At 62.1% G+C, this 22,069-nt stretch carries 26 protein-coding genes and 1 pseudogene; 11 read left to right on the top strand and 16 right to left on the bottom strand.

Features of this window, described 5'->3' with window-relative positions; all coding sequences use genetic code 11:
• Positions 1-14: 14 nt before the first annotated feature.
• Together PBR20603_RS00945 and PBR20603_RS00940 are read left to right on the top strand one after the other, a co-directional pair.
• Positions 15-743, top strand: coding sequence for an amino acid ABC transporter ATP-binding protein (locus PBR20603_RS00945; protein ID WP_150558270.1), 729 nt, complete (start codon positions 15-17; stop codon positions 741-743).
• Positions 744-789: 46 nt separating this feature from the next.
• A complete protein-coding gene (locus tag PBR20603_RS00940) occupies positions 790-1,203 on the top strand; it encodes a RidA family protein (protein WP_150557683.1) in 414 nt (137 codons plus the stop codon).
• Between the two features lie 99 nt (positions 1,204-1,302).
• Here the strand turns inward: PBR20603_RS00940 and PBR20603_RS00935 are convergent, their stop codons facing one another.
• Positions 1,303-1,866: a hypothetical protein gene (locus PBR20603_RS00935; protein ID WP_150557682.1), complete on the bottom strand. Its 564-nt coding sequence runs from the start codon at positions 1,864-1,866 to the stop codon at positions 1,303-1,305.
• A gap of 230 nt (positions 1,867-2,096) precedes the next feature.
• On the bottom strand, positions 2,097-2,462 hold the full coding sequence (locus PBR20603_RS00930; RefSeq protein WP_150557681.1) for a winged helix-turn-helix transcriptional regulator: 366 nt from the start codon (positions 2,460-2,462) through the stop codon (positions 2,097-2,099).
• Between the two features lie 162 nt (positions 2,463-2,624).
• Here PBR20603_RS00930 and gstA point away from each other — a divergent pair, with 162 nt between their 5' ends.
• Entirely contained in the window at positions 2,625-3,269 is a 645-nt protein-coding gene (gene gstA, locus PBR20603_RS00925) for a glutathione transferase GstA (RefSeq protein ID WP_150557680.1), read from the top strand.
• Positions 3,270-3,493: 224 nt separating this feature from the next.
• On the opposite strand, the gene PBR20603_RS00915 is transcribed toward gstA, so the two are convergent.
• The 7 genes from PBR20603_RS00915 to PBR20603_RS00885 all read right to left on the bottom strand — a co-directional run bounded on the left by PBR20603_RS00915 (position 3,494) and on the right by PBR20603_RS00885 (position 9,130).
• A complete protein-coding gene (locus PBR20603_RS00915) occupies positions 3,494-4,138 on the bottom strand; it encodes an alanyl-tRNA editing protein (RefSeq protein WP_150557679.1) in 645 nt (214 codons plus the stop codon).
• A 151-nt stretch (positions 4,139-4,289) separates the two neighbouring features.
• Entirely contained in the window at positions 4,290-5,036 is a 747-nt protein-coding gene (locus PBR20603_RS00910) for an ABC transporter permease (protein WP_150557678.1), read from the bottom strand.
• A 15-nt stretch (positions 5,037-5,051) separates the two neighbouring features.
• On the bottom strand, positions 5,052-5,804 hold the full coding sequence (locus PBR20603_RS00905) for an ABC transporter permease (protein ID WP_150557677.1): 753 nt from the start codon (positions 5,802-5,804) through the stop codon (positions 5,052-5,054).
• 22 nt (positions 5,805-5,826) lie between these two features.
• Positions 5,827-6,651 (bottom strand): ABC transporter ATP-binding protein, encoded by an 825-nt coding sequence (locus tag PBR20603_RS00900; RefSeq protein ID WP_246174311.1) that lies wholly within the window; start codon positions 6,649-6,651, stop codon positions 5,827-5,829.
• Positions 6,652-6,740: 89 nt separating this feature from the next.
• Entirely contained in the window at positions 6,741-7,727 is a 987-nt protein-coding gene (locus PBR20603_RS00895) for an ABC transporter substrate-binding protein (protein WP_246174309.1), read from the bottom strand.
• 30 nt (positions 7,728-7,757) lie between these two features.
• Complete coding sequence (locus PBR20603_RS00890) at positions 7,758-8,264, bottom strand: Dabb family protein (RefSeq protein ID WP_150557675.1); 507 nt, start codon at positions 8,262-8,264, stop codon at positions 7,758-7,760.
• Complete coding sequence (locus PBR20603_RS00885; protein ID WP_150557674.1) at positions 8,261-9,130, bottom strand: helix-turn-helix domain-containing protein; 870 nt, start codon at positions 9,128-9,130, stop codon at positions 8,261-8,263. Before PBR20603_RS00885 ends, PBR20603_RS00890 begins: the two co-directional genes overlap by 4 nt.
• 221 nt (positions 9,131-9,351) lie before the next feature.
• Between PBR20603_RS00885 and PBR20603_RS00880 the strand changes: the two are divergent.
• The 4 genes and pseudogenes from PBR20603_RS00880 to PBR20603_RS00870 form a co-directional block, all read left to right on the top strand.
• Positions 9,352-9,741: pseudogene (locus PBR20603_RS00880) on the top strand (mandelate racemase); the annotation flags it as partial.
• A 30-nt stretch (positions 9,742-9,771) separates the two neighbouring features.
• Positions 9,772-9,942 carry a hypothetical protein gene (locus PBR20603_RS24035; RefSeq protein ID WP_174977738.1) on the top strand — a complete coding sequence of 57 codons (171 nt, stop codon included), beginning with the start codon at positions 9,772-9,774 and terminating at the stop codon, positions 9,940-9,942.
• A 200-nt stretch (positions 9,943-10,142) separates the two neighbouring features.
• The gene (locus PBR20603_RS00875) at positions 10,143-10,445 is read left to right on the top strand and encodes a winged helix-turn-helix transcriptional regulator (RefSeq protein WP_246174308.1); all 303 of its coding nucleotides are present in this window, start codon (positions 10,143-10,145) and stop codon (positions 10,443-10,445) included.
• A gap of 39 nt (positions 10,446-10,484) precedes the next feature.
• Positions 10,485-11,156, top strand: a complete 672-nt coding sequence (locus tag PBR20603_RS00870; protein ID WP_150557672.1) for an HAD family hydrolase — start codon at positions 10,485-10,487, stop codon at positions 11,154-11,156.
• Positions 11,157-11,271: 115 nt separating this feature from the next.
• On the opposite strand, the gene PBR20603_RS24535 is transcribed toward PBR20603_RS00870, so the two are convergent.
• The 6 genes from PBR20603_RS24535 to PBR20603_RS00845 form a co-directional block, all read right to left on the bottom strand.
• Positions 11,272-11,559: a DUF6587 family protein gene (locus PBR20603_RS24535; protein WP_425495782.1), complete on the bottom strand. Its 288-nt coding sequence runs from the start codon at positions 11,557-11,559 to the stop codon at positions 11,272-11,274.
• Positions 11,560-11,577: 18 nt separating this feature from the next.
• On the bottom strand, positions 11,578-13,449 hold the full coding sequence (gene feoB, locus PBR20603_RS00865) for a ferrous iron transporter B (protein WP_150558268.1): 1,872 nt from the start codon (positions 13,447-13,449) through the stop codon (positions 11,578-11,580).
• A 5-nt stretch (positions 13,450-13,454) separates the two neighbouring features.
• Positions 13,455-13,691, bottom strand: a complete 237-nt coding sequence (locus PBR20603_RS00860) for a FeoA family protein (protein ID WP_150557671.1) — start codon at positions 13,689-13,691, stop codon at positions 13,455-13,457.
• 359 nt (positions 13,692-14,050) lie between these two features.
• Positions 14,051-14,623, bottom strand: a complete 573-nt coding sequence (locus PBR20603_RS00855; RefSeq protein ID WP_150557670.1) for a TlpA family protein disulfide reductase — start codon at positions 14,621-14,623, stop codon at positions 14,051-14,053.
• Positions 14,613-15,608, bottom strand: a complete 996-nt coding sequence (locus PBR20603_RS00850; RefSeq protein WP_246174375.1) for a transporter — start codon at positions 15,606-15,608, stop codon at positions 14,613-14,615. The genes PBR20603_RS00855 and PBR20603_RS00850 overlap by 11 nt, the downstream gene beginning before the upstream one ends.
• Positions 15,609-15,753: 145 nt before the next feature.
• Positions 15,754-16,143, bottom strand: coding sequence for a DUF2946 domain-containing protein (locus tag PBR20603_RS00845; protein WP_150557668.1), 390 nt, complete (start codon positions 16,141-16,143; stop codon positions 15,754-15,756).
• A 305-nt stretch (positions 16,144-16,448) separates the two neighbouring features.
• Between PBR20603_RS00845 and PBR20603_RS00840 the strand changes: the two genes are divergently transcribed.
• From PBR20603_RS00840 to PBR20603_RS00830, 3 genes are all read left to right on the top strand, one after another.
• A complete protein-coding gene (locus PBR20603_RS00840) occupies positions 16,449-17,453 on the top strand; it encodes a serine hydrolase domain-containing protein (protein ID WP_174977737.1) in 1,005 nt (334 codons plus the stop codon).
• A 246-nt stretch (positions 17,454-17,699) separates the two neighbouring features.
• The gene (locus PBR20603_RS00835; protein WP_150557666.1) at positions 17,700-19,019 is read left to right on the top strand and encodes an MFS transporter; all 1,320 of its coding nucleotides are present in this window, start codon (positions 17,700-17,702) and stop codon (positions 19,017-19,019) included.
• A 135-nt stretch (positions 19,020-19,154) separates the two neighbouring features.
• A complete protein-coding gene (locus PBR20603_RS00830; protein ID WP_150557665.1) occupies positions 19,155-20,138 on the top strand; it encodes a M14 family metallopeptidase in 984 nt (327 codons plus the stop codon).
• 234 nt (positions 20,139-20,372) lie between these two features.
• On the opposite strand, the gene PBR20603_RS00825 is transcribed toward PBR20603_RS00830, so the two are convergent.
• Complete coding sequence (locus PBR20603_RS00825; RefSeq protein ID WP_246174307.1) at positions 20,373-20,831, bottom strand: winged helix-turn-helix transcriptional regulator; 459 nt, start codon at positions 20,829-20,831, stop codon at positions 20,373-20,375.
• Positions 20,832-20,986: 155 nt separating this feature from the next.
• Between PBR20603_RS00825 and PBR20603_RS00820 the strand changes: the two genes are divergently transcribed.
• Positions 20,987-21,988: an LLM class flavin-dependent oxidoreductase gene (locus tag PBR20603_RS00820; protein ID WP_150557664.1), complete on the top strand. Its 1,002-nt coding sequence runs from the start codon at positions 20,987-20,989 to the stop codon at positions 21,986-21,988.
• The last annotated feature ends 81 nt before the right edge of the window (positions 21,989-22,069 follow it).

Raw genomic sequence — 22,069 nt, 5'->3', positions numbered from 1 at the left:
GCACGGCACAGTCCATTATCGAAATTCGCGATGTCGATAAGTGGTACGGCTCGCACCACGTGCTCAAGCAGTGTTCGACGCATGTCGGCAAGGGCGAGATCGTGGTGGTTTGCGGGCCGTCCGGTTCCGGCAAATCGACACTGATCAAGACCGTCAATGCGCTGGAGCCGTTTCAGAAGGGCGATGTGGTGGTCGCCGGAACGTCGCTCACGGCCAAGACGACGAATCTGCCAAAGCTGCGCAGCAAGGTCGGCATGGTCTTTCAGCATTTCGAGTTGTTTCCGCATCTGGATCTCACGCGCAATCTCACATTGGCGCAGCAGATCGTGCTGGGCCGGGACGCCAATGCGGCGCGCACCAAGGCGCGCGCCCTGCTTGACCGCGTCGGCCTGTCAGCGCATGCGCACAAATATCCGGGACAGTTGTCGGGCGGACAGCAGCAACGCGTCGCCATCGCGCGAGCGTTATCGATGGATCCCATGGCAATGCTGTTCGACGAACCGACGTCGGCGCTTGACCCGGAAATGGTCAACGAAGTGCTCGACGTGATGGTGGAACTCGCCCGGGAGGGCATGACGATGATGGTCGTCACGCACGAGATGGGCTTTGCGCGACGTGTGGCGCATCGCGTCGTGTTCATGGAAGACGGCGCCATCATCGAAGACAGCCCGACCGACGTGTTCTTCAACGGCGCCGCCAGTGTTGCCGCCAAACGTTTCCTCTCGAAGATCCTTCCCCATTGAATGCGCGCCGTGCCCGCATAACATCAAGACTTCATATATAGACATCATGACGCATACCCGTATCCGCAAGTTCAATACCCGTGAGACCTATCCGGAACAGAAGCTCGACAACGACCTATGCCAGGCGGTGATCGCAGGCAACACCATCTATTTGCGTGGACAGATCGGTCAGGACCTCGATACGCGCGAGTCCGTAGGTATTGGCGATGTGGCAGCGCAGACCGAAAAGGCGATGGCCAACGTGGCAATGCTGCTCGACGAGTGCGGCAGCCAACTCGAAGACATCTGCAAGGTCACGGTATACATCGTCGATCCGCGCTATCGCGAAGCGGTCTACAACGTGATGGGCCGCTGGCTCAAGGGGGTGTTCCCGGTGTCGACCGGCATCGTGGTGCAGGCGCTGGCGCGTCCGGAGTGGCTGGTCGAGATCGACGTCACCGCGGTGAAGGCGGGGGCGTAAGCGCAGCGAACGCAGCGCGTGCCCCCGGCTCCCCGGCTCGTTGCCGGCGGTCACGCGTCGGCTCTGTCGAGAGGCCGGCAGCGGGAGCAGAAGCCCCGGTCAGAAGCGGCGTTTGACGTATACCGTCGCACCAATATCGTGCTGCCCCAGCAGCGGCACGCGCGCAGTGGCCGAAATGGACCAGTCATCGGTCTTCAGCGACAGGCCGCGTTTCGGATCGGAGCCAAGTTTGTCGTCGGCGTTGTCCCACTGAACGAGAGACAGTCGCGGCGCTACGGCAGGAACGATGGCCAGATAGCTTCGCGCGGGTGGCGCCGCAGGCTTTTCTGCCGACGTGCCGACCCAGCTCGAATGCCGGTTGTCGTCGGCCAGCGCAGCGCTGTTGATCGCTTCGATTCGTGTGTACAGGAGCGCGTTGTCATCGGCCGGCGCGGGCGTATCGGGACCTTGGCGGCCGAATGGGTAGAGCGTAACGGGGACGGCAGGAACCACGGCGACAGACACAGGCGGGGCAGGTGGCGGTACGTGAATGGGGAGCGGCGCAGGACCAATATTGGCCAATATCATCTGTTCGGATGAGTTCGAGTTGGCGCCATCAGCAATCGCCACGCCGCTCAGCGTGACGACACATGCGCCGATCATCCATTTGCTTAGGCACGTCATGGACATGCCTCCCGTGAAGAAATGGAAACGCTACGTCATCAGCCCCATTTGGTCTTCACATGCGACCTTCGCATAACGAACCGTCTTTCGCGGCTTCTGCGCATCGCCTGCACTTACGAAGTGTAGTCAGTCATTTGTTTCCTGCTACCCCAATTTTCACCGAGGTGGGTCTCGATCAGATCAGCGGCGCCTGCAAAAGCCCGTCTGGCGTGACGCTTGCGTGTGCGCTGTCAGCGCGGCCTCGGGTTTGTCCCGACGCCGTTCTGCTCAGCCGCTTTCGCATCGCGCGCCTTGAGCCACAATCCGAAGTCCTTCATGACTTCCACCACGGCGCGCAAACGCTCGCCGTCTTCCGATAGCTCGTACTCCACCCGGACCGGAGACGTCGGGTACACCGTGCGCGTGATCAGGCCGAGCGCTTCCAGCGCGCGAAGATCGAGGGTCAGCATGCGTTGGGAAATGCCGGGCACGTCGCGGCGCAAGTCGTTGAACCGTTTGGGTCCATCGAGCAGATAGGACACGAGCAATAGACGCCAGCGACCGCCCAGAATGCGCATCGACTCTTCCACAGAGCAGCCGGACAAGTTCTCTTTCATTGCAATCTCACGTCTTGATGGGTAAGTATATTTTTTGTACTTACACGACATTTTAGTGCCTTCTTCCTTTTTTATCCCGAATATCTAGAATGGCGTGACTCGCCTTGAACGCCGGGCGATCCAGCATGCTTTCAGTCGACGAGTTCAATTTCGGGAACGCAAATGAAGCTTTACTACCTGCCGGGCGCCTGCTCGCTTTCGCCCCACATCGTGGTCAATGAATTGGGGCTGGACGTGTCGTTGGTGAAGGTCGATTACAAGACGCACATGGCGGAAGATGGCAGTGACGTCTACGCACTCAGCCCTTTCGGCTATGTCCCGCTACTGGTGTTGGATGACGGCACCCCGCTTCGTGAAGGGCCGGCGATCGTGCAGTATCTGGCAGACCTCAAGCCGCGACTGGGGCTCGCCCCGGAGAATGGCACGCTGGCCCGGTATCGCCTGCAGGAATGGTTGAATTTCCTGAGTACGGAAATCCACAAGGGATTCATTCCATTGCTCTATGCAGTGCTGGCCGGCAAGTACGGCACGGAATCTGCCAAGCCGAAGCTCGAGCGCCGTTTCGAATGGATCAACGAGCAACTGGCAACGCGCGAATACCTGATGGGGGAGGCCTACAGCGTTGCCGATGCCTATCTGTTCTCATTGACGCAATGGGGGCAGGCGTCATGGATGACATCGGTCTACAAAGCGGATATTCATTTCGACGAACTGGCGCATCTGCAACGCTGGTACGCCCACGTACGGGAACGCCCGGCGGTGCGACAGGCGCTTGAGGTCGAAGGCTTGCTGCCTCGTCACGCCTGATCCAGCCGCGCCAGTGGTTTGCGCAGCCAGGCGACGAAGTCGTCGAGGTTCTCTGCCGAAGTACCACTGACAGCGATCGCCCTCAATCCGAATGGGAACTCGACGAATCGCCAGGGGGCGGCGAGGCGTCCCTCGTCGATTTCCTTTCGCGCCAGACCTTGATCGACAAGCGCAACACCGAGTCCGGATCGAACGCGACGGGCGTGAGCGTGATGGCCGACAGACTACACGTCCACCAGCAGGATTTCGATTCGCTCCTTTGCGCGACCCGTATTTTTGCGTTTTAGCTTCACCGCGCCAATCTCGCGCGTCGATGTTGGATGCGTGCCGCCGCAAGGCATCATCGCAAAGCCTTCGACTCTCCAGTATCTTCGCTGCGTTTCGACATCGCTGAAATCTGTGAGGATGGGGAGGTCTCGTGCGATCAGATTTGCGGCCTCCGACTCAATCTCGGGAAACAGCGGTGCGAGGCTGACATCGCTCGCGAAATCGATGCGCGCCTTGTCTTGTGCGATGTGGGCGCCGATGCGCTCGATGCCCGGGCGCAGCCGATAGACCAACTGCAAGACCATTTCTGCGGCGAAGTGCAGGCGCATCAGGCGATAGCGCCTGTCCCAGTCAATTCGCCATGTGACGCAGTCCCCAACACGTAGCGAATGGTCGTGCGGCAAGGTATACACGATGTCGAGATCAAGCTTTTCGGCCTTGATAACCGGGTATCCGCCGAGGGAACCATCATCGCTTTCCTGACCGCCGGAGAACGCAAAAAATATCGTCGACTCGACCTGCACTCGGTCGCCGTCCACTTGACTGACGACGGTATCCAGCGTTGTTCGGTAAGGTTCGTCCCAGAATACTTTTCGCGTCACGATCTGACGGGTCCCGATTGCCTGATGAGGCTCATAGGATAGTCGAGCCAGCCGTGTTGGCGCTTGTACGATCTTGCGATCGGTGGCCCCTTCCGCCTGATAGCATCACTGGCCCTGTTCTAAGCGTGCTCGGGAGATGCAACGGAACGCTTCATCTCCCGATGGCGCTATAGCGCCGGCCAGCCGTCGCGAGAAGCGCATTGCCGGTCAACGCGAAGAGCATGAGAAAGAGCGCGACGGACATGAGCGCGTCGATATTCCCCAGATTCATCGCGTTGGCGAGTTGATGACCCAACCCTTTTTGCGACGCGAACATCTCACCAATCAATACGCCGAGCAGCGACAGGGAGAATCCCAGCCGCACACCCGAGAGCACTTCCGGCAACACCGCCGGAAGCGCGACACGAAATGCGATCTGTCGACGCGACAGATGCATGGCCCGGGCCGCGCGGAAATAGACGGGCTTGATCTGCCGGACACCGTTCATCGTGAAGATCAGAATCGGGATCAAACCATGCATGACGCCGAACGCCACCTTGGAGGCGAGCCCCAATCCGAAGATCAGCAACACCAATGGGTACAGCGTCACCTTTGGCAGCGAATACAGATTGACCATGATCGGCTCGGCAACATTCGCCGCCAGACGGTTCGCCCCCAGTCCAAGCCCGAGCGCCACTCCCCCCGCGATGGCAATCACCAGTGAGTAGGCCAGCGCACGGCCGGTCTCTGCGGCATCTTCCCAGAACGATGCCGTGCCCATCATCTGCCCAAGTCCCTGCACGGTCGCCGCAGGAGAGCCGACAGCAGCGCCATTCAGCAGGTGTACCGTTTGCCAGATCCCGATCAACGCCAGCAGGACGGCAAATGTGCCGAGCGGGTTAGGTTTCTTCGTTTCCATGAGATGTGAACCCGATCAGCGACGACCAAGCGCCTGAAAGCGCCTATCGACGTGGTTCAGTACGCTGTTGACCAGCGTCACCGTGACCAGCACCAGGAGCATCAGCGCATACATGTCAGCGTTCTCGAAATTGTTGTACGCGTAGCTGATGGCGTAACCGATGCCCGACCCCGACAGGATGAACTCTGACGCGATAACGCCGATGAACGCGTGCGACACCGCGAGCCGGACGCCGCTGAAGAGATGCGGCAAGGCCGCGGGCAGTTTGATGTGCCACACGGTTTGCCAACGATCGAGCCGCATCACGCGGGCGGTTTTCGAGAATGATTGCGGAATGCGATCGAGTCCGGTCATCGTCGCAGTGATCATCGAGACAATCGCGAGCAGGGTGGCAATGGCAATGATCGGCAACGCCCCGACGCCAAACAACACGATGAAGACGGGGTAGAACGCGAACGTCGGCACGGCGTAATAGCTCGCAATGAGCGGCTCCAGCGCCCGGCGTACCCCGGGCATGGCGTGTATCGCGAGGCCGGCGGCAAAGCCCAATCCCACGGCGCAGACCGAGGCGACGGCGATGTTGGCGAAGCTCGTGACGATGTCGTGCGTGAATCGTCCTTCGCGCAGAATCTCGATGGCGTGTGCGGCCATCGCACTCGGGGCGATCATGACCGAAGCCGGGATCGCGCCGGTGCGGCACAGTCCTTCGATAAGCAGTAAGAGGCCGGCGACAATGCCCAGGCGAATGGAGTGTTCGGTGCGATTCATGACAATGTCTTCGTACCGTCCATCAGCGCCCGCGAACGCCCGGGTGGCTTGTGCCGACATCGTCACCGGGCCGTTCGTCAGCCTGCATCGCCTTGAGCGATTCGGTACGCAGCCTCTCCCACAGGCGAGCGGTGATTTCACCGAAACGCGGCGTGATAACGCTCTGACTGCTACGCTCACGCTCCCAGCCTGTCTCGATGATGTCGATGAAGCGGCCCGGACGGGACGACATCACGCCCACGCGATCCGACAGCACCGCCGCCTCGTCGAGCGCGTGAGTGATCAGCAGTACGGTGGCGGACGTCTCTCGCCAAAGCCGCAACAACTCGTCGCCCATGAGCATGCGAGTCTGCTGGTCCAGCGCGCCGAACGGCTCGTCGAGCAGGATCAGGCGCGGCTCGATGACCAGCGTACGCGCAATACACATGCGCTGACGCATTCCCCCAGAGAGCTGCGCCGGATGGGCATTGGCGAAGTCGCGTAGCCCCATGAAGCCGAGTGCATAACCGACGCGACGTGCGATCTCGGCACTGTCGAGGCCCGCCATGCGAAGGCCGAAACCGATATTCTCGCGCACCGTCAGCCAAGGGAACGAGGCGTCCTCCTGAAAGACAACACCGACCCCTTCGGGCACACCGGAGACCGTTTTCCCTTCAAAGCTCACGTTTCCCGCGCTCGGTGCGGCGAGCCCCGCGATCAGCTCGAGCAACGTCGATTTGCCACAGCCCGACGGGCCGACGACCGAGAAAAACTCACCCTTGCGCAACGTCAGATCGACAGGGCCGAGCGCCTGCATTCGCGTGCGCTTGCCGGTTCGCTCGTGCGGCGTATCGAATGCTTTCGTCACACCTGTCAGCACGACATGCGGCGCATGTCGGTCAGACGGCGTCCCGGCGCCATCGACCGCATGCCCATGCGGACTCGGGCAATGCGAGGTCATAGTTGGCCCTTCGCGCGAACATCCGCCGGCAGGAAGCGCGAATCGATCAGCTTCGCCCAATCGACGTCTTCCTTGATCTCGCCGATGAGCTTGAGCCCGCTCGCAACCCGATCCAGTTCCGCACGATCGAATTGCCCCTGGCTCCACATGTGCGAGCGCACCATGTTGTCGACGGCTTCCGTGGCAACGTCAGGCGAAAGTTTGAACTGCACCGCGAGCAGTTTCGCTGCGCCTGCCGGATCGGCGTATGTGGCGTCCACGCCTGCGCGGCGTCCGGCGATGATCGCGCGCAGCGTATCGGGGTGCGATTGGGCATACGCGCGCGTGGTGATGCCGACCGACGTCGTCATTGGCTTGAGCACGTCGCCGGCACGATAGAGCGTGTGATATCGCGACTTGCGCAGAATCGACAGCGGTTCGATCGCGACGGCAGCGGCGACCGCGCCTTGCTCGAGCATCGTCATGCCGTTGACGTAGCCGCCAGAGGCGACGCGCGTGACCTTCGAGGCGTCGATTCCCTTCTCGCGCAAGACCATCAGAAAGAGCATCTCGGACACGCTTTTGGGCGAGGTGATGGCGACCTTTTTGCCGACGAGATCGTCCAGGGTGCGCACGGCGCTGCCGGGCATCGTGACCATCGACGCCTCGGCAACACTGCGTGTGCCAGTGTTCACGATCACGATGTCCAACCCCTGACGCGCGGCTGCCAGCGCGGCAGACACGGCAACTTCGCCGTAGGGTGTCTTGCTTGCCAGGATGTTGCGCACGGTGGTGCCGCCGCCGCCCGAGCTGAGGATGCCGGTAATGTCGACGCCGGCCTTCTTGAACAGGCCCTTGTCCATTGCCACCGCGTAGGGCAGCCCGTACAGGCTGCTGCCCCATTGAGTGACGGAAATCTCCTCGGCGTGCGCGACATGCGCCGTCGATAGCAAAAGGGCGCTCGCCAGTGCGAACAAGTGGGCGAGTTGGGACAGCCTGTTCATCATCTACTCCGGGTCAGACAAACCGGCGCATCACCGCGCGCCGGGGAAGAAATCAAAAACGAGCACGCCTTGCGGCGCAAGCAAAGGGCCTATCGCCGCTTTGAAAGCGTGATGGACGGGGTCGAAGCAGGTGGCGTCATGCACGATCGGCTCCCCGACATAAAAGTTGCGATCGCCTTCGGAATCGAACGTCATGAAGAACGCATGTTCGAATCCGAACCCGTTGCCTTCGCCGCTTTCCTGCCGACCATGCTCGATGCTGCGAATATACGGTCGCCCATCGCGCAGGCAGTCGTCTTTCAGACGAAGAAAGCGCTCAATCATAGACTCACGCGTAGCGGTTGGCACGTGATTCGCAAAACGCAGCAGCACGATGTGCCGGATCGGGATCGCACCGTAGTCTCTTGACGTAAAGGCATGCTCGCCGATTTGCGCGCATCGGCTCGCGAGGCGCTCGGTGGCGGGCGGCAAAGCGTATTCGGCTGATGCCGCGAGTGGATCGGTGGTTTGGCTGGCGGTGAGCGGCGTGGCGTTCATCGTAGAACTCCGTTCATGGTGAGAGGGGTACCCAGTATCGGATGCGACGCCCATGAAGGATTGTAGAAATGCGCATCGCCGGCCAACGCAGCACGTCGCAACTGCGATGGCGTCTGCCCCGTCAGGGCACGGAATTCATGAACTTGCTGCGCCTGATCGATGTAGCCCGCGTCGAGCAACTGCGTGAGCGTGCAGGAGGGGGGCGCGAGCAACAGCGCCCGCAGCGAGCGGCGCAACCGGGCCAAACGCCGGAATCGTACCGGCGACGTGCCGGTCGTCTGGCGGAAACGGACTTCCAGTTGCCGGCGGCCGAGGTGGGTGACGGTGCCGAGGTCTTCGATGCGCGTCTGAGCACTGTGAAGTTGCGCAATGGCCGGGCGGATGTCGCGGCCGGCCAGAGGGCGCCGGAGCTGCTTGAGAAAGAAGCTGTCGAGGAGCGCGGCGCGAGCGTCGAATGCGGTGGCGTCGGCCATGCGCTCGTGCAACTCGTTGACGGACGCGCCCCACAGTTCGGTGGCGGCAACGAATGTATCCGCGAGTTCGCAGACAGGCACGTCCGTCAGCGACGGAATTTCCCCGGACTTGATCCGGACCGCAATGAAGTCGAGGGCGGCCGGGGCGTCGAGGGCGGCGCTCGTTGCGCGAAGGCAGGTGATGTGCGCGCCCGGCAGACGGACGCCTGTGGCGGTCGCGAACGACTGGCCGAAGTGGAAGAAGATCTCCATTCCGCCGGGCCCTGGCAGCAGCGGCATAAGACGCACGGCAGAGGCGGCACGCACACCGGACGCAGCCCGGACGTCCCAGCCCCAGTAGCGATCGATGGCGGTCTGAAGCGCCGCAGTGGGGCGTCGATGTGTGATGCGCATGGATTTCGTCGTTTCAGAACGAAGTGTCACAGGGACTGGCGAGGGTTCGACGGGACGTTTTCGCCGTCGTTTTCGAGGCTCACATGATGAGGCATTTTGGATTTTCCCGTCGGTGTGTGCTGGCGGGTCTCGTCTTCGGAGACGGCGGCGACCTGCAGATTGCCGTATTCGTGGTTAGTATTGGCGACGCGTTCGTTCCTGCCGGCACTGCGAGGCTGCTCATGCGCATTATCGAGATTCGCGAGCGCAGTATCCCCGTTTCCCGCTATGACGATCCCGTCATTGCTTCGGACGGTCCGACGACCAGCCTGGTTGCCGTGACGACGGACGTGATGCGCGCCGGTAAGCCGGTGATCGGCTATGGCTACGCGTCCATTGGCCGCTTTGCTCAGGGCGGATTGATTCGCGAACGATTTGCGCCACGTGTGCTGTCCGCAGCAGCGCACGACTTCGGCGATGACAGTGGCGTCACGCTGGACCCGTTTCGCGCGTGGCGCGTGATGATGACCGGCGAAAAACCCGGTGGTCATGGCGAGCGGTGCGTTGCGGTGGGAGCGCTGGATATGGCGATATGGGACGCCGCCGCGAAAATCGCCGGCTTGCCGCTGTATTGATTTCTTTCTGACAAGCTGGGCCGCGTAGTGCTTTCTGGCCGCACGGCGGGCATCTGTTTTCGTTGCACCTTCGCGCCGTTCGCGGGACTGGCTGACGGCATGTGCGTGGTGGCCGGCCATACCGATGTGCCTCAGGTGTCCGGCATCGGATTCGAGACGGTTCCGGCCGTGTGGCAGGCATTTCAGGCGCTGCATTGAGCCCACCGGAAAATGACGCTCGCCAGTGCATTCATCGCACCGGCCAATGACCCCGCACCGGAAATCAGAAGACGTGATTGCATACAGGCGTTCGTGGCTCGCAACGATTGACAGCTTAGGCATGGCGCTTTACTTTGTAAAGCATGACGACACCGAAAATCGGAAAACCCGTACGCGGATCGAAGACCGGACGACCCATTATGGTCGTACTGGATTTGCTCGGGCGGCGCACGGCGTTGCGAATTCTCTGGGAACTGCGTGGTACACCGATGACGTTTCGGGCGCTACAGGACGCATGCGAGACGAATGCGCGCCTGCTCAATACAAGACTGACCGAGCTCAAGGGGGCGGGGCTGGTCGAGCACGGCGAGGGCGGTTATCGCCTGAGCGCCGAGGGCCGGCGGCTGGAAGCCGCATTGCAACCGTTGCTGGGCTGGGCCAAGGGATGGGCCACGCGCGACCCGGGCGCATTCGAGGCGACTGATCACGAGAAGCCCGAATGATTCACGGCACCAGATCACAACACGACGACTACGCGACGTATGCCGACTCAACCTATTCAGGCAATTATTTTCGATTTCGATCTGACGCTGGCCGACTCCTCCGAGGCCATCGTCGAATGTACCCAATATGCATTGACGCGTCTGGACTGCCCGAGCGCGACGCCCGAGCGGATACGCTCGGTGATCGGACTTTCCCTTCCGGTCATGTTTCGTTCCTTGAGCGGGGACGCCGATCCGGAGCGTGCCTCGGCGTTCGTCCGGTACTTCGTCGAGCGTGCCGACGTCATCATGGTGCAGTCCACGCGAATCTATCCTCAAGTGCCGGGGCTGTTAGCGGATCTGCGCAATGAGGGTCTGGCGCTTGCCATCGTTTCGACCAAGTTCCGGCACCGGATCGATGCGATTCTCACCGTGGCTGGCTTGCGCTCGCAGGTTGACGTGCTCGTGGGGGGCGAAGACGTGAAGCGGCATAAGCCGGATCCCGAGGGGATCGTGCAAGCGCTCGGACAGCTCGGAATACCGGCGGCACAAGCGATTTACGTTGGCGATCACGCCGTCGATGCGCAAGCGGCAGCGCAGGCGGGCACCGGATTCATCGGCATGGTGAGCGGGACCACCTCATTCGATGCCTGGACACAGGCGGGTAAAAAGGCGGTCAAACGCCATGTGGGCGAGGTGGTGGACCTTGTGCGGGCGATGCGGTTGGTGTGATTTCCGGCAGACGCGGGTCGGTAGCGCTCGGTGGTCGGGTTGTGCAGGGCGGTTGTGCGTGTTTCCCCACCAGCGGCATTTAAGGATGCCGCCTATCGGTGCAAGGTGTTCGATCTCATCGAGGACGCTGGCTCGCCTTGCCTCTGTCGATACGGATGGGCGACTCCCGCGTTGGACTTTCGCAGTGCGACGACGCGCACGATCCGCATCCGGTTCCGCATCCGGACGAGCGTGGCGTGGTGTCACGCCAGCGGCGGGCTGGCGTGACGCCACGCCGCACCAGCCAGTCCAGAGATCGTTGCGTCACCCAACGTGTTTGTCGAGGTAAGACGTGTTTGACTACGCTGAACGCGCTCGCCGCGACAATTGCACCGATGACAACGTTTTGAACGACATGTGACATTGCATTCATCCCATCACTTTATAGAAGCCACAGCGCCAGACGGTAAGTCACGAAGGATACGAAGTAGGCCAGGCCGAACATGTAACTGAACGAGATCAGGACGTAGCGCCAGGACTGTGTTTCGCGTCGAATGACGGCGAGGGTCGACATGCACTGCGGTGCGAAGGCAAACCACGCCAGCAGTGAGAGAGCCGTTGCGAGGGAGACGTTCGACGACAACGCGGCTGCCAGACCTGCGGCGTCGTCGGCGCCGCCTGCTACCGCGTAGACCGTGGCGAGAGCCGTCACCGCCGTTTCGCGTGCGGCAAATGCGGGCACCAGCGAAATACTGATTTGCCAGTTAAAGCCCAGCGGCGCGAAGATCACTTCCAGTGCCCGCCCGATGTAGCCTGCAAACGAATAGTCGATCGCGGGGCCGGTCGCGCCCGCAGGCGCAGAAGGGAAGGTCGAGATAAACCACATGATGACCGTCAGCGCGAGAATCACTCCAGAGAGTCGCCGCACGAATATCCAGCCGCGTTCCCAGAGGCCGAGCGCCAAATTGCGTATCTTCGGCATGCGGTAAGACGGCAGTTCCATCAGCAGCGGTGGTTGCGAGCGTGTACCGCGCAGGCGTTTCGAGATCCAGCCGACCGCCATCGCACCCGAGATGCCTGCGACGTACATCGCAAAGAGGACCAACCCGGGAAGCTTGAATACACCGAGCACCGGGCGATCCGGAATGAAGGCGCCGATAAGCAGCGCATAGACGGGCAGGCGCGCCGAGCAAGTCATGAGCGGCGCGACGAGGATCGTGGTGAGACGCTGGCGCGGGTCGGCAATGCTGCGCGTACCCATAATGCCCGGGATAGCGCAGGCAAAGCTCGAGAGCAGCGGGATGAAGGAGCGCCCGGTCAGTCCGACCTTGACCATCATTCTGTCGAGCAGAAACGCGGCGCGCGGCAAATAGCCGGATTCTTCCAGTACCAGAATGAAGAAGAAAAGCACCAGAATTTCCGGCAGGAAACCCAGCACTGTGCCCAGACCGCCAAAGATGCCGTCAACGACCAGACTGCGCAAGGGGCCATCGGGCAGATAGGCTCCGGCCTGCTCGCCAAGCCAGCCGAAACCGTCACCGATGGCGTCGGTCATTGGCTTGCCGACAAAATAGACCGCTTGAAAAATCAGGAACATCACGGCGGCGAGCAGCAACATCCCGATTACCGGATGTAGCGCCAGTCCGTCCAGACGCTCGTCCAGCGCGTTGGTGATGTCGGGCGCGCGCACGGCAATCCGCATGATGCGTCGCACTTCCGCGTGCAGATCACGCGTGTCGAGTGTCATGTTGTGGGGCGCAGCATGATCTGCGTCGCGCACCTCGACGGCGCTGCCGGACTGCGTAATGCCATCAAGCGTATCGACGAGCGCTCGCACGCCCGAGCGCGCAATGGCCACTGTCTCGATGACCGGTATGCCCAATTCGCGTGCCAGTGCATGGACATCGACATCGATGCCCCGGCGGCGAGCCGCGTCCATCATGTTCAGCGCCAGCACCGTCGGGCGTCCCAGCGCGAGAATCTCGAGCACGAAACGCAAATGCAGACGCAGATTGGTGGCATCCACCACGCAGACGATCAACTCGGGCACCGGCTCTCCGGCATAGATGCCGTGAAGCACGTCGTGCGTGACCTTCTCATCCAGACTGGTTGCGGAAAGACTATAGGTGCCGGGCAGGTCGAGGACACGGATCGTTTTGCCCGCAGGAGTGACAAACGTGCCTTCCTTACGCTCGACCGTCACACCCGCATAGTTCGCCACTTTCTGACGAGCACCGGTCAACTGATTGAAAAGTGCAGTTTTGCCGCAGTTCGGATTACCTACCAGCGCAATTCTCATCGACGTCGATACCATGCGATTCACCCTAGCTCGACCTGAACACGCGCGGCTTCGTCGCGTCTGAGCGCAAACCGGGTGGAACCTACCTGAACGACCATCGGATTCCCTCCCCACAGCGCAAGCGCGACGACACGAACCGGCTCGCCAGCCACGAAACCCAATTCGCGTAGACGACGCGCGACGGCATCGGGCGGTGCTTGATCGACGACAGAGACGACGGTCGCCGTGTTGCCCTTCTTCAATTCCGACAATTGCATGGGGGGTCAATGCTGGTAACGATAATGATTTTCATTATACGTAGACTATTCATACCTCCCGGGGGGCTGGGCTTGCAAACCATGCGCAACTCGCTGTCCGAGATCCCGGGGATCTCAATCCCGCCGGGGGTTCGCGCGTCACAGGGTACGAAATGCTGCGTCCAAATGCCGCACCTGTGAGCACGCGAACGCTGATGGATAGCTCGTAGATTCCTATTTCCGCCGTCGCAAATTTGATTGGCGCTGGGCCCCGGGAAACCGTCAGCCGTCGAACTGGCGATCCGTCGCGAACGGGGGCGTGGCGCGACAGCAAGGGCGCAGCCCTTACGGCTGCGCACGGCCAACCACTCTGCTCTGCGCTATCGCGAGGCTTGCAATAGGGGCGTGACGAATTTTTCGAGGCGCTCTGCGGTCCACGCCGGTGGCGCGGGGTCGTCCCAGCCGTTGTGCGCCAGCCGGCCCGCACGGTCGATCGCGAAGTTCACGGGAATGCGCCAGATCCGCCCATATCCGCCAGCGTAAGCGCTACCCAGTAAGCCGACAGGAAAGCTCAGACTGGCAGCGATCTTGCGCACCATCGGCAGGTTCTCGGGAGCGTCGAGGCTGAAGCCAAGGATCTGGATCCCGTCGCGGGCATGCCGCTCGGCATAGGCGGAGAGCAGAGGCAGTTCCTCATGGCACGGATCACACCACGTAGCCCAGAACGTGAGGATGACAACCTGACCGCGCAGGGCCTGCGTAGCGATCTCACGCCCCTCCAGTGTGCGAAGTATCAATGGGGGAGCTGGTTGGCCCACCGTCAGACTGTTCGCGCGCGCCGGCGGAAGCCACCCCGACAGTCCGGCACCTGCGATCAGTCCGCCCGCAGTCCGCAGCCAATGACGACGCACCAGCGAGGTACGGGGCGTCAGAGGGCGTTCGTCAGAATGCATACGAAACCCCGACGTTTCCGGTCCAGCGAGGGAACAGTTGATAACCGTCGAGCTTGCTGTAGATGGCCTTCTGCACGAAGCCGTAGACGTGCAGATTATGCGTGACGGCAACGGTGACGCCGGGGCTCAGATAGGCCACGGTGCCACCGGTATCCGTCGTGTCGGCGAGCGCGCCCTGATCTGCACTCTTGCGGGTGAAGTTGATCTGGAGCTGTGGCACGATCATCGGGTTCGCCTCGTAACGCAAGCCGGCGCTTACCGTAGTGAGATTGCCGGGACGATAGTCCGCGTTCACCTGATTGAGCTTTTCCATCACCGCGGATTGAAACTGCACGTTCACGAACGCGTCGAAATCCTGGCTCACGGGCTGGTAATAGTACGCGCCCAGGATGATGTCCGTGCTGCCGGTGCCGGGTTGCAGACTCGTGTCGAGTGCTTGACCGCCTGCGGCATTCGGTCCGCTCGAGAAGAACACCGGATGCCCGACGGTGGCGCCTGTCACAACGTTCTGACCGCCATAGGCACCGGTGGGGAGCTTCACCCCGAGTTGCACGCCGAGGTTGCGCGTCGGCAGAAAGCCTTGAAAATTGGCGATCAGCTTGACGTCGCCCAGTCCGCTGCTCGTGGCGCCGCTGACATTGTCAGGCGTGAGTTGAGCGGTGCCGGCGTTCCCGTAGGTCGTGTGGCTTCGATCGATGAACGGCACGACGGCGCTGAAGTTCCAACTGCTGTTCGGACTGTAGCTCAGGCCGAGGTTGTAGTAGCGGTTGATCGTTTGTTTCTCGACTTCCTGGCTGCCGCCCGCGTCGTTGATTGCCGCGGCTTGTGATGGCGGGACGGCGCCTGTGCCGCTGCGCAGTTGGCTCTGATTGATGAAGCTGTAATCGAAGCTGATGCGCCATCCGGGGAGTGCCGAATACCCCATGGCGGCGTCGGTGCTCAACGAGCAGCCGCAGGTGGCGCATGCTTGCGCCACATTGGACATGAGCAGGCCGACAGTGCAGGCAACCGCAGTCCCCGCTAGACGTTTCGATACCATTGACGTGACTTCCCTCTGGGTGTTCTGAGTAGACGGCCCCATTGCGGGGCCCCCGTGGCATCAGATGCCACGGGTGTGTGTGCTGTCGAATTCAGAACGCGAGAGGAGGCGCGCGTGGCCGTCCGGTCGGAAACGCCCCGGCCGGCGTAAATCCCAGGATAAGCGTGATGGCCGAAAACGCCACCACGACACAGGAGAGGTAGACCGCGAGCAGAGCCGTGCCCGGGGCGACGCCATGATGCTCGAGCACGCTGCAATAGCCGCATGCGTCGTTGTGAGGCGTTGACGGATGCTGCCGGTTGTCGTCGGCATTGCCGAAGCCGCGATTTTCCGGTTGCAACGTCGCCGAGCAAAGAACACCGGTTGTGGCATTCGCATGCGTTGCCAGCAGAAAGTGACTGACCAGAGGCGCGACGACAAGTAGCCACATGGCGATGAGGCCAAGCCAAACCGTGAGTCGCTTTTGGTTGCGCAGTGTCATGGTGGTCAGTGTGCGAGCGCGAGGAGTCTAGCACCGCCCATTGCGCTCATATAGGGCATCGTCGCATCACTGCAACGCCTTTCCATTACGCCCGCCACCGCCCGATCTCAAGACGAAAAGCGCCTGTCGCGCGTAATGGCGCGCAGCCGCGCGCGTGTGCCCGCCGACGCTGATATTACGGTTGTAATCGCTTGTAAAGAAATGCGGCTATGCGCAGGCACTTACCCGCGCGCTCGGCCGATGATTGCGTCTGCGCATCGTCTGTAGAATCGCTCTCCTGTCAGTCTTGTTCCCTGGTGGCCCAAATGGATATCGCCGACTATCTCGCGCAGGTGACTTCGAATGGACCGATACCCGGCATTTCGCTGGCGACACTGCGTGGCGGCGAGCGGCACATCGAGTGCTACGCTGGTGTGCGGGGGGCGCATGACCCGTTGCCGGTCGATGCGCAGACCGTTTTCGAAGCCGCTTCGCTGACCAAGCCGGTCGTCGCCTTTGTCGCGCTTCAGTTAGTCGAAGAAGGACGGTTGCATTTGCACCGGCCACTTGTCGACATTTGCGGCGAGTACGTGCCCGACGATCCACGCGCACGCAGCATCACCGCCTTCCATGTGCTGACGCACACCAGCGGATTGCCGAATATCGTTCGTGCTGAAGCGCCATTGCGCACCTACTTCACTCCCGGCGAGCGTTTCAGCTATGGCAGCAGCGCCTTCGCATGGCTTCAGCGTGCGTTGGAATCGGTCGGCGGCGCACCGCTGGAGGCGCTCGCGCAGACCCGCGTGTTTGCGCCGCTGGGTATGCACCGATCCAGTCTTCTGTGGCAGGCGCGCTTTGCGGAGAACCATGCGCAAGGACACGAGTGGGAGGGCGAACCGGTGCCGAAGCGACGGCTGGCGGCGGCGCAGGCATCTTGGTCGATGCTGACGACGGCGTCTGACTACCTCGCATTCGTGCAGGCTGTGCTGGCGGGCAAGGGGTTGTCCGAGGGCGCCCATGCAGCTTGGTTCTTACCGCAAATGAATGGGCGGCAGGGGGGCGAAGCGGAAGACCTGCATGCTGCAAATCCCATCGATCCGGCGATTGCCTGGGGATTGGGCTGGGGCGTCGAGATCGCGCAGCGCTGCTGCTTTCACTGGGGCAACAGCCCGGGGTTTCGTGCGCTGGTGCTGGCCAATCGCGAGACCAAAGACGCCGTGGTCTGGTTCGCTAACGGCGCACGAGGTCTGCGTGTCGCGCACGACGTCGTGCCGCAGGCGGTGCCTGGAGATCATCCATGTATCGCGTGGTTGGGTATCGGGCGGTTGTGACGAAGCCGGCGCGAGGGGGGGGCTGCCGACGGCGTGAAGATCGCCCGCGGTTCGCGAGCGCGGATTCACGCGCGGCATACCCGCCCCCAAACAGCACCTTTGCGTGCCGAATCGGCACGAAGCCCGGTTTTCTGCCGCCTACACTCCGCTTCCTGAGACTGGCAGGTGGGCGCTGACGCGCTTTGGGCGCGTATCACGTGGCCACCACACATTTATCCCAACGCCAGCGATCCAGAGGAGCAGGGCATGACCAGTAACGCCAAACCCCACAACCCGTGGCGCGAGATCTGCGCCGCGAGTATCGGCAACGCACTCGAATTCTACGATCTGCTGATCTATGGCTACTTTGCCATCGTGATCGGCCAGTTGTTCTTCCCCTCGCATGACGCGACAACGTCGTTGCTGCTCTCCGTCGGCACCTTCGGTATCTCGTTCGTCACGCGTCCGCTTGGCTCGATCGTCCTCGGCAGCTACGCCGACCGCGCCGGCCGCAAGGCATCGCTTACGGTGTCCATCGGTCTGATGATGCTCGGCACCGCCATGATCGCGTTCGCACCGACCTATGCGCAGATCGGCATTGCCTCGCCGCTCATCATCATCGTCGCACGCATGTTGCAAGGCTTCTCGACGGGCGGTGAGTTCGGTGCCGCCACGGCCTTCATGGTCGAGCACGCCGACGCCAAGCGCCGCGGCTTCTTCGCGAGCTGGCAGATGTCCACGCAAGGCCTCGCCACGGTGCTCGCCGCCGGGGTATCCGCCCTGCTGAGCATGCTGCTCACCGCCGATCAACTGAGCGCATGGGGATGGCGTATTGCCTTCGCCGTGGGCCTGCTCATCGGGCCGGTCGGTCTTTACATCCGCCGCAATATCGACGAGACCGCCGACTTCAAGAAACTCGGCGAAAAGCAGCGCGAAAAGTCGCCGCTGCGCGAAGTCTTCGGCCGTGATCGCGCCAACATGTTGCTCGGCGCCGGTGTCGTTGCTGCGGCCACCGCGTTCAACTACGTCCACAAGCTGTACATGCCGACATACGCGGTCAAGCAGTTGCATATTCCGGCGACGTCGTCGTTCATCGGTGCCGTCGTCACCGGTGTGATGCTGATGATTGCCGCGCCTGTCGTCGGCCATCTCTCGGACAAGTTCGGCCGCATTCGCGTGATGCTCTGGGCGCTGATCCTCGTGGGGGTCACGACCTACCCGCTGTTCGTGCTGCTCAACCGCTATCCGACCTTCCAGACGCTGCTCATGGTGCAGGCGCTCGTGGGGCTGCTCATCGCCGTGAGCCTCGCGCCGCTGCCCGCACTGCTGGCCGACATTTTCCCGACGAGCACACGTGGCACCGGTCTGGCGCTGTCGTACAACTTCTCGGTGACGCTGTTCGGCGGTTTCGCGCCGCTGATCGTGACCTGGCTCATCGACGCGACGCAGAACAAGCTCGCACCGAGCTTCTACGTGATGGCGACCGCCGTGCTCAGTATCACCGCTGTGATCTCGCTGGGCCGCCGTGTGCGCGCCGGCAAGATCGCCGGTATTACGCATGGCTCGCCCCGCGCTTCGAAGGCTTGATCGACGCCTCCGGCGATCGGCCCATCAAGCGCATCATCCTCATCCGATGAACTGATTTTCGCCGTAACGACGACGTGCGCTGTCCCCTACAGCGACGTCGTCATCTTTTTCGGCATCCCCTGCGGAGCATTTTTCATGACCACGCTCGAAGCGATCCGCGCCGCCCTGCCGGCGTACCCCATCGAAGTCTCGTTTCCTGACATCAGCCGCTGGCGCGAAGGCAACACCGGCATCGATTTTCTGCACTCGTTCGATAGCGCAAAGCCCGGTAAGCACGTGATGATTCTTGCGCTCACGCACGGCAACGAAGTGAGCGGCGCCATCGCTGTCGACGCACTGCTCGCCGCCGGTGTGCGCCCCACGGCGGGACGCCTGTCGCTGGGCTTCGGCAATATCGGTGCGTACGAGCAATTCAGCGCGGAAAACGCCGACGCCACCCGCTTCCTCGACGAGGATATGAACCGCGTCTGGACGCCTTCGACGCTCGACGGCGAGCGCCATAGCCGCGAGTTGTCGCGTGCGCGCGCCATGCGTCCGTTCATCGATACCGTCGATCTGCTGCTCGACATTCATTCGATGCACGAAGCGTCCGCGCCGCTGATGATGACCGGTCCGCTGGAGAAGGCGATTGCCCTGGCCGCCGAACTCGGCACGCCGGAACACGTCATCATCGACAAGGGCCACGCGAACGGTACGCGTATGCGCGACTACGGCGGTTTCGGCGATCCGGCCAGTCCGAAGAACGCACTGCTCATCGAAACGGGGCAGCACTTCGCCAAAAGCGCGCGTGACGTGGCGCTCGACAGCGCAGCACGTTTCCTGCTGCACGCCGGTGTCGTGGCCGAAGCCGACGTCGCGCCATTCCTCACGCAGACGTTGCCCGCCCGTCAGAAGTTCGTGGAAATCACGCAGCCAGTCGTGGCGCGCTCGATGGACTTCCGCTTCTCGCAGCCGTTCACGGGACTGGAAGTGATCGAGAAAGCCGGGACCGAGATCGCCCGCGATGGCGACGACGTCATCGTCACGCCCTATGACAACTGCGTGATCGTGCAGCCGTCGATGCGCCATCTGGGTGTGAACGTTACGATGATGCGTCTGGGGCGTTTGCTGGATCGCTGATGACGCGACGATAGCGTCGGTAACACCAAAGTGACAAAACGGGCCGGCACATCGCCGGCCCGTTTTGTTTCTGCGCGCGTTCTGTCGTGACCGTCAGAACGCGCTGGCGGTCGAATCCGCGACGACCGCTGCAACGAGCGCAATCTGCGCAATCAGCGCTCACGAGGCTCGTCATGACGATGCCGAGCCAGCTTTCGCAAAGCGAGCGCGCCGCGGCTGGCCGTGCGCGCCAGCTCAGGCTGCGCGTGAGGTGCTTGTGGCATGCAGGGCGTGCGTCGTGCCCGTATCGTCGCCAGTGTCGTCTCCAGTGTCGCAAGCCTCGATAGCCTGAGCAGGTCTGCCGCGGCGAAGGCTCAACTGGGCGAGCACGTCGGCATGTTGATTGCCCCAGCGATACAGCATCTCGATAGGCTCGATGAACAACTCGCCCAACGATGTGAGCGAATACTCCACCTTGGGGGGCACGACGGCATAGACCTCGCGATGAATCAGGCCGTCGCGCTCGAGTTCGCGCAACGTCTGCGTGAGCATCTTCTTGGAGATTCCGGGCAGGCGGCGCTGCAATTCCCCCGTGCGCGTGGTGCCGCACTGCAGCGCGTATAGCACCATGCTCGTCCACTTCACGCTGAAGAGTTCCAGCACGCGACGCGGCACGCAGGTTTCTTCGAAAACAAAGGGTTCGGGTTTGCTCATGGTAACTAAATGGTGACTATTCAACTAAAGGGTGCCTACTGGGGATTTGGGCGCTTCGTCACTATACTTTGCGACGGTAGTGCGCGTCATCCGGTGCGAGGGCTTTGTGGCCCGCAGAGCCGGTGTTGAGCGCGCGCAGGTAAATGGAGAATCCCATGAGCAGTTTGTCGAAGACGGCCCTCTCTATGCTGGATCTGGTGCCGATACGCGCTGGCGGCACGGTGGCCGAAGCCCTGAAGCAATCCACGGAACTTGCCCAGCATGTCGAGCGTCTGGGTTTCGAGCGCTTCTGGTTGGCCGAACACCACAACATGGACGGCATCGCCAGTTCGGCGACCGCGCTGTTGATCGGTCACATTGCGGGCAAGACGTCGCGCATTCGCGTGGGCTCAGGCGGCGTGATGCTGCCGAACCACCCGCCGCTAGTCGTCGCCGAGAACTTCGGCACGCTCGCCGCGCTGTATCCGGGTCGCATCGATCTGGGGCTGGGCCGTGCGCCCGGGGCGGATCAGGCGACGATGCGGGCGTTGCGCCGCGATCGCCTGTCCAATGGCGACGACTTCCCCGAGCAGGTTGCCGAATTGCGCGCACTACTCGCACCAGCGCAGCCGGGGCAGCGCCTTGTCGCTACGCCCGGTGCGGGCAGCGACATTCCTGTATGGTTGCTGGGCTCATCGCTGTTTTCGGCACAACTCGCGGCGCATCTGGGGCTGCCATACGCGTTTGCGTCGCACTTCGCTCCGCGATTCCTGTTCGACGCACTCCGTCTGTACCGCGACCTCTTCCGTCCGTCGGCGGTACTGGACAAGCCTTACGTGATGGTGGGTGTTCCCGTTGTCGCGGCGCCGACCGATGAGGAAGCGGCATTCCTCGCGACGTCGGCGCAGCAGAAGATTCTGGCGCTCATGCGCGGGCAGAGCCTGAAATTGCAGCCACCCGTGAACGATATGGACGAGCGTTGGGATCCGGCCGAGCAGCATTCGGTGGAAGCGTTCCTTGGCGTGTCCGTCGTGGGTGGCCCCGAGCGAGTGAAGGCTGGGCTGTCGGATCTGGTCGAGCGCACGCAGGCCGATGAGCTGATGCTCGTAACGGACGTCTACGATCCCGCGTTGCGACTGCGCTCATGCGATATCGTCGCGTCGGTCTGCAAGGGTTGACGACCCGGGACGCGTCAGGCGAGGGAGGGAGTGGGCGGTCGCAACGTGAGCATCTCGTGCGCGTCGCGCGGCTTCCTGCCA

The organism is Pandoraea bronchicola (assembly GCF_902459805.1).
Taxonomy (GTDB): domain Bacteria; phylum Pseudomonadota; class Gammaproteobacteria; order Burkholderiales; family Burkholderiaceae; genus Pandoraea; species Pandoraea bronchicola.
The sequence above is the reverse complement of the archived record's forward strand: the minus strand, read 5'-3'. Positions and strand labels throughout refer to the sequence as shown.